We start from the raw sequence: 14,532 nt of genomic DNA, 5'->3' as shown, positions 1-14,532 counted from the left end.
AAGATGTTTTTATTGTATAGGAAAATAATTTAAAAATCAAGAAAAAATCGGAGAGGTTTGCTTTCATTAGTGAATTGTGCTATTCTGTTAAGAAAAAATAGGAGGTTCTGATGGAAAATATCTATGTCAAGCTGGCCCGTCATGCAAGACTGGAAACTGAGCGGCTGATTCTGCGTCCAGTGACCTTGGACGATGCCCCTGCGATGTTTGAGTACGCTTCAGATGAGGAAAATACTCGCTATACTTTTGAGACAAATAAAAGCCTGGAAGAAACACGCAATAATATCGCTCTCTTTTATCTGGCCAATCCTCTGGGGCGCTGGGGGATAGAAGTGAAAGATGGCGGTAAATTCATCGGGACTATTGACCTGCATAAGATCAGGCTGGACTTGAAAACAGCGGCTACCGGCTATGTAATCAATAAAAAATACTGGAATCAGGGCTATACGACAGAGGCTAATCGAGCAATCATTAAGCTGGCTTTTGAGGAAATTGGGATGAACAAACTTGTGGCGCTGCATGATGTGGATAATCCAGCATCTGGCCGTGTTATGGTCAAGTCTGGTATGAAATATTCCCACGAAGAGCCTTACGCATCACTAGACAAACATGAGAACGGCCGCATTGTGACACGGGTTCATTACTATCTGACTAGGGAAGATTATTTTGCAAAAAAATGAGAAAGGATATTGACAAGCACCTATCTACATGATATATTAGATAGGTACGCTGATTTAGCTCAGTTGGCAGAGCGCATCCATGGTAAGGATGAGGTCGCCGGTTCGATCCCGGCAATTAGCATCTTGTAGGACAAGGTTGGGTTTTCCCAGCCTTTTCTTTTTGTCAATGATAGCAGGTAGTGAGAAGCAATGTTTTGAGAAATAGAAAATAGAATATAGCTGTTTTTATCTTTGCAGTGAGAGGTTGACGAATCTGCTCTGCTATTTTCCAAAAGCCTGCCCTCGGCTCCCTAAAGTGAGTCAAAATATGATATAATAAGGTAATACTAGCAAAGCGGGTAAGATATGTATATCGAAATGGTAGATGAAACGGGTCAGGTTTCGGAAGAGATTCTTAAACAGACCCAGGAAATTTTGGAGTTTGCGGCCCAGAAAACGGGCAAGGAAAATAAGGAAATGGCTGTGACTTTTGTTAGTAATGAGCGCAGTCATGAACTCAACTTGGAATATAGAGATACGGATCGGCCGACGGATGTGATCAGCTTGGAGTATAAGCCTGAGTTGGACATCGCTGTTGACGAGGAGGATTTGCTGGACCATCCTGAGCTAGCTGAGATGCTGGAGGATTTTGACGCCTATATCGGTGAGCTGTTCATTTCAGTGGACAAGGCGCGTGAGCAGGCTGAAGAATACGGCCACAGCTTTGAGCGAGAGATGGGCTTTTTGGCAGTGCATGGTTTTCTGCATATCAACGGCTATGATCACTATACGCCGGAAGAAGAAGCAGAAATGTTTGGATTACAGGAAGAAATTTTAACTGCTTATGGACTCACAAGGAAATAACAAACGCAAATGGAAAAACCGAGATGTGGTCTCGAGTCTGGAATTTGCTTTAACCGGTATTTTTACAGCCTTTAAAGAGGAGCGCAATCTGCGCAAGCATGTCCTTTCGGCTTTGGCAGTGATAGTTGCGGGACTGATTTTTGACTTGTCTGCGATAGAATGGCTCTTTCTCTTTTTGAGCATTTTTCTGGTCATTGCCTTTGAGATTGTCAATTCTGCTATTGAAAATGTCGTGGACCTGGCCAGTGACTATCACTTTTCTATGAGGGCCAAGAATGCCAAGGATATGGCAGCGGGAGCTGTTCTGGTCGTGTCTGGCTTTGCTGTTGTGACGGGACTTATTATTTTTGTTCCCAAGATTTGGGACTGGATTTTTTAAAGATTTGAAAATCGGGGGAGACTGCCGATTTTCTGCTGTCTTAATGAAAATAATAGAGGTGAAATAATGACTTTTAAATCAGGTTTTGTAGCTATTTTGGGACGCCCCAATGTTGGGAAATCAACCTTTTTGAATCATGTTATGGGGCAAAAAATTGCCATCATGAGCGATAAGGCTCAGACCACACGCAATAAAATTATGGGAATTTACACGACGGATAAGGAGCAGATTGTCTTTATCGACACGCCAGGAATCCATAAGCCTAAGACGGCTCTAGGCGATTTCATGGTGGAAGCAGCCTACAGCACCCTGCGTGAGGTGGACACCGTCCTCTTCATGGTGCCAGCTGATGAGCCGCGTGGCAAGGGCGATGACATGATTATCGAACGTCTGAAAGCGGCTAAGGTGCCAGTTATTTTGGTGGTTAATAAGATTGATAAAGTTCATCCGGATCAGCTCTTGGCGCAAATTGATGATTTCCGTCAGCAGATGGACTTCAAAGAAATCGTGCCGATTTCAGCCCTGCAGGGCAATAATGTTTCCCGTCTGGTTGACATCCTCAGTGAGAATCTGGAAGAAGGTTTCCAATATTTCCCAGAAGAACAGATTACCGACCATCCGGAGCGCTTTCTGGTATCAGAGATGATTCGGGAGAAAGTGTTGATGTTGACACGGGAGGAAATTCCCCACTCAGTCGCAGTGGTTGTTGACAGCATGAAGCGAGACGAGGAGACGGACAAGGTCCATATCCGAGCAACTATCATGGTGGAGCGCGACAGCCAAAAAGGCATTATCATCGGTAAAGGCGGCTCTATGCTGAAGAAAATCGGCTCTATGGCTCGGCGCGATATTGAGCTCATGCTGGGGGACAAGGTCTTCCTAGAAACCTGGGTCAAGGTCAAGAAAAACTGGCGGGACAAGAAGCTGGACTTAGCGGACTTTGGCTATAATAAGAAGGAGTATTGAGGTTCTAAGCCAGTAAGTGAGGTGATGGAGATATCGTCGTTATTCATTGACGAAAGAGGGCAGCAAAATCCAAAAAGTATTATCTTTTTGCATGCTTCAGGCTCTAGCAGTCAGATGTGGCGGCACCATGTTGCTGCACTTGAGCAAGATTTTCATTGCATTCTTGTGGATTTACCTGGTCACGGAGCGAGTCGTGATATTGAGTGGACAAACTTTGATGATGTCGTGGAAATGATTGTGGCTGTCATTAAAAGCAAAGCACATAGCAAGCCGCACTTGGTTGGGCTTTCATTAGGCGGCTCACTCATTCTTAAGTTCTTGGAAAAACATTCTAGCCTTATAGATAGAGTCATTGTGGATGGGGCAAGCCCTCAGCCAATTAAGGGCTATCGCAAGATCATTGCCATTGTCTATTTGATGTCTTTCTTGAAAAATACTAAATTTGTGGCCAATCTCCTGACAAAAAAGATGCAAGAGGACGGAGCACCTGTCCAAGATATTCAGCGCTTTGTTGCAGATTTCCAAAGAGCTGAACGGCGCTCGTTTCGTCGTGCGATGTCACAGGCAAATCTGCTGAGACTTGACTTGCGGTTTGATAATCCTGCTTTCTTTATCTCAGGTGGGAAAGAAACCGAAATCATTCATAACATGCACCGCATGTTGGCGCAGAAAAATGCTAGATCTGAATGCGCCTATTATCCTAATAAAGGGCATGCTTGGCTTTTTAGTGATGTAGATACGCATATTCAGCTGCTGCGCTATTTCTTTCAAAACGCTGCCTTTCCAGAGAAATTGAAAGGATTTTGATATGGACTATATTTCCTATATTCGCTCCAAGGTGGGGCATGATAGAGTTATTCTGAATTTTGCTGGTGGGATTCTGGCAGACGAGAAAGGCCGTGTGCTTCTGCAGTTGCGAGGCGATAAGAAAACATAGGCGATTCCTGGTGGAGCTATGGAGCTTGGGGAGACTTCTCTGCAAGCAGCTGTGCGTGAATTTTACGAAGAGACAGGCATTGCTGTTGAAGCCAAGCGCTTGCTGAATGTTTACACTAATTTTGATGAATCCTATCCTAATGGCAATAAAGTGCAGACGGTTGTCTTTCTGTATGAATTGCAAGCACTGAAGAATGTTGATATTTCCAATTTTCATAATGAGGAAACACTGCGGTTAGGCTTTTTTTCTAAAGAAGAAATAGCAGAGCTGGAAAATGTATCGGATAAACACCGCCTGATGCTGGATGAGTATTTCTCGGACAGCTTTGCTATGGGGCTTTGATATTAAGAATACTAAGAAAGGAGCTTTATGCCTGAATTACCTGAAGTGGAAACGGTTCGGCGCGGTTTGGAGCGTTTGGTTGTTGGTAAGACGATTGGGCAGGTGCAGGTCCGCTATGCCAAGATGATCGGTACGGGAGTGGATAGCTTTGTCCATGATTTGCCAGGTCAGACCATTGAAAGGATTGGCCGTCGGGGCAAGTATTTGCTCTTTTACCTGACAGGCGGAGTGCTGGTTTCCCATCTGCGAATGGAAGGCAAGTATCTTTTTTATCCTGATGCGGTGCCTGAGAGAAAACATGCCCATGTCTTTTTCCAGATGACAGATGGTGGGACGCTTGTTTATGAGGATGTCCGCAAGTTTGGGACCATGGAGCTGTTGAGAAAGGATCAGCTAGAGGCTTATTTTACTGCTAGAAAGCTTGGTCCTGAGCCGACAGATGCAGACTTTCTTTTACCGCCTTTTGCCACAGCGTTGGGTCGTTCCAAGAAGCCCATCAAACCCTATTTGCTGGAGCAGACCTTGGTCGTTGGGCTGGGCAATATCTATGTAGATGAGGCCCTTTGGCGGGCGCAGATTCATCCGGCAAGGCCAGCAGCTAGTCTAAAGCCTGCTGAAGTGAAGCGACTGCGTGAGCAGATTATAGAAGTTTTGCAGCTGGGGATTGAAAAGAGAGGATCGACCATTCGGACCTACCGCAATGCTTTGGGTGAAGATGGCACGATGCAGGATTTTCTGCAGGTCTACGGGAAGACTGGTCAGCCTTGTGCTAGATGCGGCAGCCCGATTGAAAAAATTAAGCTAGGTGGACGCGGTACTCATCTCTGTCCTCATTGTCAGAAAGCGAGGTAACTGTCATGGTAAGAATTATCGGTATCACTGGCGGCATTGCCTCGGGTAAGTCAACAGTGACAGAGTTTTTGAGGCAGCAGGGCTATCAGGTCATTGATGCGGATCAAGTAGTGCATGAGCTGCAGGAGCCAGGGGAACGGCTTTATCAAGCTCTTTTATCTACTTTTGGCTCAGCTATCTTACAGGAAGATGGGCGCTTGGATCGGCCCAAGCTGGGAGCTATGATTTTTGGGAATCCCGAACTCATGGCGCGGTCCAGTCAAATACAAAACCAGATTATCCGCGAGGAACTGGCTGGCAGGCGAGATATGCTCGCAGAGACGGAAGATACCTTTTTTATGGATTTTCCCTTGCTGTTTGAGTTACAATATGAAGACTGGTTTGACCAGATCTGGCTGGTGGATGTGACTGAGGAAACTCAGCTCAGTCGTCTTATGTCTCGAAATGCCCTCAGTCAGGAAGAAGCAGAAAAACGTATAGCAGCTCAGCTATCTCTCCGAGAAAAACGAAAGAGGGCGGATGTGCTGATAGATAATAATGGCTCGCTTGAGGAAACTCGACAGCAGATTCACGATGCTTTGCAGAAATTAGAAAGAAGATGATTTATCACGTCACAAGTAAATTGGAAACATAACCTGAAAGTCGCTTGGTTTGGGAACTTCCTGACTGGTGCCAGCATTTCTCTGGTGACGCCTTTTATGCCACTTTTCGTGGAGCAGCTTGGGGCTAGTGGTCATGAGGTGGAGTATTACGCTGGGCTAGGTATTTCACTCTCTGCAATCTCAGCGGCACTGCTCTCTCCTGTTTGGGGAAGTCTAGCGGACCGATATGGCCGCAAGCCTATGATGATACGTGCAGCTACTGCCATGGTTTTCACGATGGGCGGCATTGCTTTTGTGCCCAACATTTTCTGGCTCTTGCTCCTACGCTTTCTAAACGGTGTTTTCGCTGGTTATGTTCCCAACAGCACAGCTCTGATTGCCAGTCAGGCTCCTAAGGAAAAAACGGGTTATGCTCTGGGAACTCTCTCGACCGGTGTCGTTGCGGGTAATCTTATGGGGCCATTTATTGGCGGTCTGATTGCGGAGATGTTCGGTATTCGCAATGTCTTTCTCCTGATTGGCGGCTTCTTTCTAGTGGCAGCCTTGATGACCTTTTATTTGATTCGGGAGGATTTTGTGCCGGTGACCCGACAAGAAGAGGTAGGCTTTAGGGAATTGCTGCGCCAACTCAGGTATCCTAAGATGCTGATTAATCTCTTTTTGACCAGCTTTGTTATCCAGTTTGCAGCTCAATCTATCAGCCCTATCCTTGCTCTCTATGTCAGAGAGCTGGGGCAAAGGGACAATCTGATCTTTGTTTCGGGTCTCATCGTTTCTAGCATGGGACTTTCCAGCATGATGAGCTCCAGTATTCTGGGGCGGTTAGGAGACCGTATCGGCAATCACCGGCTTCTGGTGCTGGCTCAGTTCTATTCAATCCTGATTTATCTGCTCTGTGCCAATGCTGGCTCCCCTATGCAGCTGGGCTTTTATCGCTTTTTATTTGGCCTAGGAACAGGGGCGCTGATACCGGGTGTCAATGCTCTGCTAAGCAAGATAACACCCAAGTTTGGAATCTCTAGGATTTTCAGTTATAATCAGATTTTCTTTTATTTGGGTGGGGTGGTCGGTCCTATGTCTGGATCGGTCATTGCGGCAGCCTATGGCTATCATTCAGTCTTTTATGCAACAGCGGGGCTAGTTGCCGTCAGTATGCTGGCCAATCTCTTTAGTTTTCGAAATTTATTTAAAAAGAAGGATATCTAGTGCGCGTTAAAATAAATTTAAAATGTTCCAGCTGCGGCAGTCAGAACTATCTGACCAGCAAAAATACTAAAACGCATCCGGAAAAAATTGAGGTCTTAAAGTATTGTCCTAAGGAAAGAAAAGTTACTTTACATCTTGAATCCAAGTAGATTTTATGATAAAATAGATAGGATTTTAAGGAGTTTTTATTTATGTACAACCTATTATTAACCATTTTAGTCATTTTATCAGCTATTATTGTCATTGCAATTTTTATGCAACCAACCAAAAATCAGTCCAGCAACGTCTTTGATGCCAGTGCTAACGACTTGTTTGAACGTCCTAAGGCACGCGGTTTTGAAGCTGTGATGCAGCGTATGACGGGAATCATGATCTTCTTCTGGCTACTGATTGCATTGGTATTAGCAGTATTATCTAGTAAATAAAATGGGCTCTGACTTCGTCTTGGCCTATTTTTTAAGTTTTAAAGAGATTTAGCAAGGATAAAGAAAACGCTCATCAAGAGAAGAGGAATATGAAATCAGAAATCATTGAATATTTAAAAGACAGGCAGCAGGCCAGCGTAGATGAGCTGGCGGCTGCTTTAGGGAAAGAATCTTCCAAGGATTTTAGTAGCTTGGTCAAGACCATTTCCCAGATGGAAAGAAAGCATCGGATTCGCTTTGATAACGAGGGGCGGATTGAGCTTTACGAGAAGAAAAAGAAGGAGCGTCTGACGCTCAAGGGTGTTTTTCATGCCCACAAGAATGGCTTTGGCTTTGTCACCCTGAATGAGGCAGAGGATGACCTCTTTGTCGGCCGTAATGATGTCAATCATGCCATTGATGGCGATACGGTGGAAGTAGTCATTACCAAGGTGGCAGACCGGATCAAGGGAACATCAGCTGAGGCTAAGATTATCGATATTTTGGAACACAGCCTGACGTCAGCAGTTGGTCAGCTGGTTCTGGATGAGGAAAAGCCCAAGTACGCGGGCTACATCCGCTCGAAAAATCAGAAAATCAGCCAGCCCATTTATGTCAAAAAACCAGCCTTGGTTCTGGATGGCACAGAGGTGCTCAAGGTTGCTATTGACAAATATCCAACTAAGAAACACGATTTCTTTGTGGCCAGTCTGGTCGATGTGGTCGGTCATGTCAACGACCCTGGTATTGATGTACTGGAAGTGCTGGAGTCTATGGATATCATCTCCGACTTTCCAGAAAAGGTCTTGGAAGAAGCCGAGCGAGTTCCAGATGCACCGACTGAGAGTGATTTGGAAGGGCGTTTGGACCTGCGTGATGAGATTACTTTTACCATCGATGGGGTGGATGCCAAGGACTTGGACGATGCGGTCCATATCAAGCGACTGAACAATGGCAACTTTGAGCTGGGCGTCCATATCGCAGATGTGTCCTACTATGTCAAAGAAGGTTCTGAGCTGGACAAGGAAGCCCTCAATCGGGCAACCTCTGTCTATGTGACTGACCGCGTGGTGCCCATGCTGCCAGAGCGCTTGTCAAACGGAATCTGCTCTCTCAATCCCAATGTGGATCGGCTGACCCAGTCGGCGATCATGGAGATAGATGCCAAGGGGCGCGTGGTCAAGCATAGCATTACCCAGACTGTTATCAAGACGACCTTTCGCATGACCTACAGCGATGTCAACGACATCATCGCAGGAGACGAGGAAAAAGCTGAGCAGTTCAAGGCTATTGTGCCTAGTATTGACAGCATGGTACGACTACATGAGATTCTGGAAAGCATGCGATTTAAACGCGGCGCGCTTAACTTTGACACCAATGAAGCCAAAATCATGGTCAACAAAGAAGGTCGACCGGTGGACATTGTCCTGCGTCAGCGGGGAATTGCTGAGCGTATGATTGAGTCCTTTATGCTGGTGGCGAATGAGACGGTGGCTGAGCATTTTGCTAAGTTAAATCTGCCCTTCATCTATCGGATCCACGAGGAGCCTAAGGCGGAGAAGGTGCAGAAGTTTATCGACTACGCCTCTAGCTTTGGGATTCGGATATACGGGACGGCTAGCTCTATGAGTCAGCAGGCTCTGCAGGATATTATGGAATCGGTCAAAGACCAGCCTTATGAGGAAGTCCTGTCCATGATGCTTTTGCGCTCCATGCAGCAGGCACGCTACTCTGAGCACAATCACGGCCACTATGGTCTGGCAGCGGAGTTTTATACGCATTTCACCAGTCCGATTCGCCGCTATCCGGACCTTCTGGTTCACCGGATGGTGCGGGATTATGGCAAGTCTAAGGAAATAGCAGAGCATTTTGAGCAAGTGATTCCAGAAATTGCCAGTCAGTCTTCCAGCCGGGAGCGTCGGGCTATCGAGGCTGAGCGTGAAGTCGAAGCCATGAAAAAAGCTGAGTACATGGAAGAATTCGTTGGAGAAGAGTTTGATGGCGTAGTTTCAAGCGTGGTCAAGTTTGGACTCTTCGTCGAACTGCCCAATACGGTCGAAGGCTTAATTCATGTCACAAACTTGCCAGAGTTTTATAGCTACAATGAGCGGACGATGACCCTGCAAGGAGAAAAGTCTGGCGTGGTCTTCAAGGTCGGTCAGCAGATTCGTATCAAGCTGGTCCGAGCGGATAAGGCTACGGGCGAGATTGACTTTGAATACCTGCCTAGTGAATTTGACCTGGTAGAAAAGACTAGCAAGAGTAGCAGAGGCAGGTCAGGCAGAAAGAGACGCCGTGAAGATGACAAGCGCAGCCATTCTTCTAAAGAAAAAGTCTACAGAGATAAGAAAGATAAGAAGTCCAAGAAAGGCAAGAGCCAGAAGGCATTTTACAAGGAACTAGTCAAGAAAGGAGCCAAGCATGGCAAAGGGAGAAGGAAAGGTCGTCGCGCAAAATAAAAAGGCCAGACACGACTATACCATCGTGGATACCATCGAGGCCGGCATGGTGCTGACTGGGACGGAGATTAAGAGCGTCCGTGCCGCCCGTATCAATCTCAAAGATGGCTTTGCCCAGATCAAGAACGGTGAGGCCTGGCTCAGCAATGTCCATATTGCTCCTTATGAAGAGGGCAATATCTGGAACCAAGAGCCTGAGCGCCGCAGAAAGCTACTGCTGCATAAGAAGCAGATCCAAAAGCTGGAGCAGGAGACCAAGGGAACCGGAATGACGCTAGTGCCGCTCAAGGTCTATCTCAAGGACGGCTATGCCAAGCTGCTCCTGGGCTTAGCCAAAGGGAAGCACGACTATGACAAACGCGAGTCCATCAAACGCTGCGAGCAAAACCGAGACATTGCAAGACAAATGAAGAACTTTAATACAAGATGAAAGACTGGGCGACCGGTCTTTTTTAGTATTTAACTCTGACTTTTGATTTATGCTATAATGGAAAGGATGAGGTTTGAGGATGACCACTTTTGGTGAATGATTGATGAAAAAAGTGGAATGGCTCCGAGGACTAACAAAATAAATGGCTAGATGAATTAAAAACTGGTGGTAAGTAAATGAAACTCAATAAAAAATTTTTCATATTTATATTCTGTTTGATTCTGACTTCTGTGGCTTCACTGACTTTTTTTCTAGGTGGGAATAAGAAAGAATATGCTAAGAGTGAATATTGTGTTGAAGGAATACAGCTATTTAATAAAGATAAATATGTTTTGGTTGGCAGTAAAGAAAATGATTCTTTTCGCTATAGTCAAAATTATATAACGGATTTTAAATACAACAGCTTGGATGAATATGACAGTGTAATTTCATCTAAAGTAAATAAAGAGGAATATTTCAAAATCAAGATTTATAATTTGCACGATTCTACCAAAATAACTAGCAAAGAAGTCGATATCTATAGTTTGTTAGGGCAAGAGAATACATATAGGCTTAAGCAGATTCAGGAGCAGTTCTCAAGGGATGGAAAAGAGTATTTATCCTTCAGCATGTATTCGAACGAAGGCGGTAAGATAGAAAAAACTATATACGTAATTCTGTCGTTGGATACGGGAAAAATCGAAAAGAAGATGTCAGAAAAAGAATTTAATCTACTTTTAGATCAGAAGAATACTAGAACTTATATGAGAGGAACAATGTATAAGTCTATGGATCTTGTAAGAGGTGGAATAGGGGATCAGATTAATAACACACTATTAAAGTATGGTATGGAGTATGTTCCTGGCTACATAATACCATCGTATAAAATAGGTGATTCTGTAGAAGTTTCAGATACTAATTTTGCAAAACTTTATCCAGAAATTGCGAAAAAAATGAGAGACATGAATAAAATCTATTTCCGTCCAGACCAATACAATGAGGAGGAATGGTTTAATGATTTAATTCATTGGTTTGCGCCCGAAGGTCAGGAAGTGATGGAACTTTATGCTACAGATGAAACAACTGGAGAGAAAACAAAAATTCGCTCTTTTAGCGATTTCAAGAAGTGGGTTGAAACCCATCCACAAAAAGAGAAATAGAAACAATAAGAAGAAAGGTAAAAAATGATAAGAAAACTATTGTTAAGTCTTCTTTCTTTAGCGGTCTTGGGACTTGCCATATTTGCTTGGCAGTGTCATTTAAAACAAGATCAGCTTCAAAAAGCCAAGGAAGAAAGAGAAACTTATGAATCCTTAAATTATTATACAGGGACTTTTACAATTGATGATTATTCTTTTCTTGGAAATGGTACAGGGGTAGCGGTTCATTGGAAATCAGAAAATCCAGAGGAAGATGCTTTAGTTCGCAAGTATGCTACTCTACCGGCAACCTCAGAGAATCCAACGCATGTGACACGTGGTGCGCGTAATGCCAACTATATTGTTCGAGAAAATATCAAACTTCCATCAGGACCGAATTATCTTGATAAAAAAAATGAAGGTAACTATTATACTTTATCCATTTACCATGTTAAGAATCAACAGCTAGAAGGTTATAAAGAAGATTTGTATAAATTAGTTTCAGACTATAATTCTCGATATTTACCTAGAGGAATAGATGAAACATTAACTGTCATTGATGGAAATAATTATTTGTCTATTCTTGCCTCTGAGCCTGGGGAATATGATAAGTTTCAAACTCTTTGGTACAATCTTGATACTCGAAAAATTGAATGGGAAGATAACAAGACAGCACAATCCCAAAGCCCAACCTTTAATTTTAAACTAAATAGGCAACAGTTTGATGAAAAGTTGGGGAATTTTAGATTTCCTATTTTATATCCTTTAGGCGAAGCTGTGGATACAAGTTGGATTCGAAATATCTTGATGGCGCAAACAGACCCAAAGGCAGCGGCATTATTGGAAAAAACGAACTCTCAACTTTATATACTTGATAAGAGCGTTAAGGACTACCTAGAGTTTTATAGTCTATTGGTTCCTTCTAATACAGACTTATATGAAGGTGTAATTCCAGCAAGTATCAGTAAAGATGGATTGGAACATCCTTTTAGCTCTAAAGAGGAATTCAACCAGTTTTATGATGAGAGTAAGGATAAGGAATTAATGAAACAAAAACAGAATAAATCAATTTTACAAGAAAGGGTATACTGATGAGTTGTAAAGAGATAGATGCTGAAAAGTAAAATAGAATTTTTGTTTATAAATCACCTCCTAACAGCCTGGTTCTGTTAGGATTTTTTTATTTTGTCCCATGATTTTTTAATTCATTTTTTGCTTGTGTAATCGCTTGCAAGCATCTTGCTAAAGGGTTATACTATAGTTGTAGTGTTAAATGTTGGTAGACGGTTTGTTTTCTATCTTCGGCAGTATGCTGGCTGTTGGAGCGCACTTTGCTTTTTTGTAACTGAGCTCGGACCGATAAGGAAAATAGAGATACAGCTTTTCCAGCTTTAGCTGACTTAGGGCACTAACTGTCCTAAGATTTTTCTTGGTTTTCTTGAGGTCCTCGTATCTTTTGTAAAGGAGATAGACGATGAAGAAACTCTTGTTCAAGGTCATGTTTCTTGTGATGTTGGCATCCATGCTGCCAGTGCAGGTGGCTCAAGCCTGCTCAGGTTTTATTGTTGGGAAAGGTCTGACGTCAGATGGATCAGTCCTCTATGGGCGGACAGAGGACTATCCTTATCCACCAGATGGAGGCCGTCACAATCAAAACTATGTGGTGGTGCCAGCGAAGACCTACAAGGAAGGAGACAAGATTCAGGACGAGTCAAACGGCTTTACCTATCCACATTTAGCGAACGAAATGAAATACACGGCCACTTACGACTCTGCGCGTGGTGATGGCAGCAATGGAAACTTTGGCGCCCACGGATTTAATGAAGCTGGTGTTTCCATGACGGCAACGGTCTCAGCGACGCCACATGATAAAATTCTAGAAGCGGATCCCTTGGTCAAAGACGGTCTGCCAGAAGCTTCTATGATTGACTTGGTACTGCCGCGAGCTAAAACAGCACGTGAAGGTATTGAGATTGTTGCCAAGACCCTTGACGAAAAAGGTTCTGCTGAAGGGAACATTATCATGGTTGCAGACAAGAATGAGCTCTGGTACATGGAAATCCTATCAGGCCATCAGTATGTTGCTATTAAATTCCCAGACGATAAGTATGCTGTCTTTGCCAATACCTACTATCTAGGTCATGTTGACTTGAATGATACAGAAAATGTCATTGCCTCTAAAGGTGTGGAAGAAGTGGCTAAAAAAGCTGACCACTACAAAACAGACCAAGGAGGCAACTTTATGATTGCCCAGTCTTATGGACCAGACGAGTACATGGAGCGGAACCGTTCACGGACCTATGCAGGGATTAAGCATATGGATGGTGAGTCTCCAGTCACTTATAAGGATAAATATTATGATCTGCTGCGAACTCCAACAGATCCAAATAAACGCTATACGGTTCAAGATGTGATTGGTGAACAGCGGAACCGCTTTGAAAATCTGCCAGAATTTCTCCCAGATGATACGGTAGAAGTTGGCAAGGACTACGATACCAATGTCTACAAATATGCCTTGGGGAACGAAAATGTCATCGATGCCCATATCTATCAAATCAAGTCAGATTTGCCAAGTGAATTTGGCGGGGTGCTCTGGCTAGGTCTGGCTCAAAGTCGGAACACACCTTATGTGCCATTCTACGGTAATGTCACTGATACTTATGAAGCTTTCAAGAATCGCTCTGAAAAATACGATGGCAAGTCCTGGTACTGGTCTGTCTGGCATATTGACCAAATGGTTATGAAATATCCAGACATCTTTGACAAGAGCATTCAGGATAAGTGGAAAGAAAAAGAAGAAGAGTGGATCAAGGAGCAGGCAGAAAAAGATACCAAGTATGCGGCTTACTCAGATGAAGAAGCTAAGGCAGCTAGTGATGAAGTGACCAAGGAAGCTTTGGAGCGCTCTGATAAGGTCTTTAAAGAAATCAAGGCTGTCGAAGCTGAGATGGAAGCTAAAATCAAGAAAGAAAAGGGTGATGATGCTGATTTAGTCTATGATGGCTATAATAAAGCGAATCTGTTGGCTGACTATGAAAAATCTCATAAGAAGGACAGCAAGACAGAAAGCAAAAAAGAAGCTTCTGAGGCTAAGAAGGCTGATTCCAGTCAGACACTTTGGATTGTCCTAGGTTTGCTGCTGGTTGCAGTATTGGGCTTTTTTGGCTATAAGCAAGTTAGCAAGAAAAAAGAAGATTCATAAACTTCCTATGTGAGAAAGAACTGGTCAATCAGCCAGTTCTTTCTTTTTTGCAGGGAAGTCCGTTCAATTTAACACTTGTCAAGTCTGTGCTTTTCGAGTATGATAAAGACAG

15 protein-coding genes, 1 tRNA gene and 1 pseudogene are annotated in these 14,532 nt (G+C 43.8%); all 17 read left to right on the top strand.

The features are described from left to right. Nucleotides 1-110: 110 nt before the first annotated feature. The gene (locus SSV_RS07520) at nt 111-680 is read left to right on the top strand and encodes a GNAT family N-acetyltransferase (RefSeq protein WP_072074315.1); all 570 of its coding nucleotides are present in this window, start codon (nt 111-113) and stop codon (nt 678-680) included. Nucleotides 681-728: 48 nt separating this feature from the next. Further along, nucleotides 729-801, top strand: a tRNA-Thr gene (locus SSV_RS07515). A 224-nt stretch (nt 802-1,025) separates the two neighbouring features. Then, nucleotides 1,026-1,523 carry an rRNA maturation RNase YbeY gene (gene ybeY, locus SSV_RS07510; RefSeq protein ID WP_011837247.1) on the top strand — a complete coding sequence of 166 codons (498 nt, stop codon included), beginning with the start codon at nt 1,026-1,028 and terminating at the stop codon, nt 1,521-1,523. After that, on the top strand, nt 1,504-1,902 hold the full coding sequence (locus tag SSV_RS07505) for a diacylglycerol kinase family protein (RefSeq protein WP_002894866.1): 399 nt from the start codon (nt 1,504-1,506) through the stop codon (nt 1,900-1,902). Before ybeY ends, SSV_RS07505 begins: the two co-directional genes overlap by 20 nt. 66 nt (nt 1,903-1,968) lie before the next feature. After that, entirely contained in the window at nt 1,969-2,868 is a 900-nt protein-coding gene (gene era / locus SSV_RS07500) for a GTPase Era (RefSeq protein ID WP_072074314.1), read from the top strand. A 24-nt stretch (nt 2,869-2,892) separates the two neighbouring features. After that, the gene (locus tag SSV_RS07495; RefSeq protein WP_072074313.1) at nt 2,893-3,675 is read left to right on the top strand and encodes an alpha/beta fold hydrolase; all 783 of its coding nucleotides are present in this window, start codon (nt 2,893-2,895) and stop codon (nt 3,673-3,675) included. 1 nt (nt 3,676) lies between these two features. Then, a pseudogene (locus tag SSV_RS07490) lies at nt 3,677-4,147 on the top strand (NUDIX hydrolase). Between the two features lie 27 nt (nt 4,148-4,174). Beyond that, nucleotides 4,175-4,999: a DNA-formamidopyrimidine glycosylase gene (gene mutM, locus SSV_RS07485; protein ID WP_072074312.1), complete on the top strand. Its 825-nt coding sequence runs from the start codon at nt 4,175-4,177 to the stop codon at nt 4,997-4,999. 5 nt (nt 5,000-5,004) lie between these two features. Continuing rightward, the gene (gene coaE, locus SSV_RS12250) at nt 5,005-5,601 is read left to right on the top strand and encodes a dephospho-CoA kinase (RefSeq protein WP_072074311.1); all 597 of its coding nucleotides are present in this window, start codon (nt 5,005-5,007) and stop codon (nt 5,599-5,601) included. 3 nt (nt 5,602-5,604) lie between these two features. Further along, nucleotides 5,605-6,807 carry a multidrug efflux MFS transporter gene (locus SSV_RS12245; protein WP_304362502.1) on the top strand — a complete coding sequence of 401 codons (1,203 nt, stop codon included), beginning with the start codon at nt 5,605-5,607 and terminating at the stop codon, nt 6,805-6,807. Continuing rightward, the gene (gene rpmG, locus SSV_RS07470) at nt 6,807-6,956 is read left to right on the top strand and encodes a 50S ribosomal protein L33 (RefSeq protein WP_072074309.1); all 150 of its coding nucleotides are present in this window, start codon (nt 6,807-6,809) and stop codon (nt 6,954-6,956) included. Before SSV_RS12245 ends, rpmG begins: the two co-directional genes overlap by 1 nt. A gap of 42 nt (nt 6,957-6,998) precedes the next feature. Then, complete coding sequence (gene secG, locus SSV_RS07465) at nt 6,999-7,232, top strand: preprotein translocase subunit SecG (RefSeq protein ID WP_002894878.1); 234 nt, start codon at nt 6,999-7,001, stop codon at nt 7,230-7,232. Nucleotides 7,233-7,321: 89 nt separating this feature from the next. Continuing rightward, nucleotides 7,322-9,670, top strand: a complete 2,349-nt coding sequence (rnr, locus tag SSV_RS07460) for a ribonuclease R (RefSeq protein WP_072074308.1) — start codon at nt 7,322-7,324, stop codon at nt 9,668-9,670. After that, nucleotides 9,633-10,100, top strand: a complete 468-nt coding sequence (gene smpB, locus SSV_RS07455; RefSeq protein ID WP_072074307.1) for an SsrA-binding protein SmpB — start codon at nt 9,633-9,635, stop codon at nt 10,098-10,100. Before rnr ends, smpB begins: the two co-directional genes overlap by 38 nt. 176 nt (nt 10,101-10,276) lie before the next feature. Next, nucleotides 10,277-11,239, top strand: coding sequence for a hypothetical protein (locus SSV_RS07450; RefSeq protein WP_072074306.1), 963 nt, complete (start codon nt 10,277-10,279; stop codon nt 11,237-11,239). 24 nt (nt 11,240-11,263) lie between these two features. Beyond that, nucleotides 11,264-12,310, top strand: coding sequence for a hypothetical protein (locus tag SSV_RS07445; RefSeq protein ID WP_072074305.1), 1,047 nt, complete (start codon nt 11,264-11,266; stop codon nt 12,308-12,310). Between the two features lie 382 nt (nt 12,311-12,692). Then, a complete protein-coding gene (locus tag SSV_RS07440) occupies nt 12,693-14,420 on the top strand; it encodes a C69 family dipeptidase (protein ID WP_072074304.1) in 1,728 nt (575 codons plus the stop codon). The last annotated feature ends 112 nt before the right edge of the window (nt 14,421-14,532 follow it).

Source organism: Streptococcus sanguinis, assembly GCF_001078705.1.
Classification (GTDB): Bacteria; Bacillota; Bacilli; order Lactobacillales; family Streptococcaceae; genus Streptococcus; species Streptococcus sanguinis_D.
This window is presented reverse-complemented; position numbering and strand designations above follow the sequence as displayed.

Excerpts from the sequence above, each read along its gene's own strand:
- SSV_RS07520 (WP_072074315.1), top strand. The coding sequence starts at position 111 with ATGGAAAATATCTATGTCAAGCTGGCCCGTCATGCAAGACTGGAAACT.
- ybeY (WP_011837247.1), top strand. The coding sequence starts at position 1,026 with ATGTATATCGAAATGGTAGATGAAACGGGTCAGGTTTCGGAAGAGATT.
- SSV_RS07505 (WP_002894866.1), top strand. The coding sequence starts at position 1,504 with ATGGACTCACAAGGAAATAACAAACGCAAATGGAAAAACCGAGATGTG.
- era (WP_072074314.1), top strand. The coding sequence starts at position 1,969 with ATGACTTTTAAATCAGGTTTTGTAGCTATTTTGGGACGCCCCAATGTT.
- SSV_RS07495 (WP_072074313.1), top strand. The coding sequence starts at position 2,893 with ATGGAGATATCGTCGTTATTCATTGACGAAAGAGGGCAGCAAAATCCA.
- mutM (WP_072074312.1), top strand. The coding sequence starts at position 4,175 with ATGCCTGAATTACCTGAAGTGGAAACGGTTCGGCGCGGTTTGGAGCGT.
- coaE (WP_072074311.1), top strand. The coding sequence starts at position 5,005 with ATGGTAAGAATTATCGGTATCACTGGCGGCATTGCCTCGGGTAAGTCA.
- secG (WP_002894878.1), top strand. The coding sequence starts at position 6,999 with ATGTACAACCTATTATTAACCATTTTAGTCATTTTATCAGCTATTATT.
- rnr (WP_072074308.1), top strand. The coding sequence starts at position 7,322 with ATGAAATCAGAAATCATTGAATATTTAAAAGACAGGCAGCAGGCCAGC.
- smpB (WP_072074307.1), top strand. The coding sequence starts at position 9,633 with ATGGCAAAGGGAGAAGGAAAGGTCGTCGCGCAAAATAAAAAGGCCAGA.
- SSV_RS07450 (WP_072074306.1), top strand. The coding sequence starts at position 10,277 with ATGAAACTCAATAAAAAATTTTTCATATTTATATTCTGTTTGATTCTG.
- SSV_RS07445 (WP_072074305.1), top strand. The coding sequence starts at position 11,264 with ATGATAAGAAAACTATTGTTAAGTCTTCTTTCTTTAGCGGTCTTGGGA.
- SSV_RS07440 (WP_072074304.1), top strand. The coding sequence starts at position 12,693 with ATGAAGAAACTCTTGTTCAAGGTCATGTTTCTTGTGATGTTGGCATCC.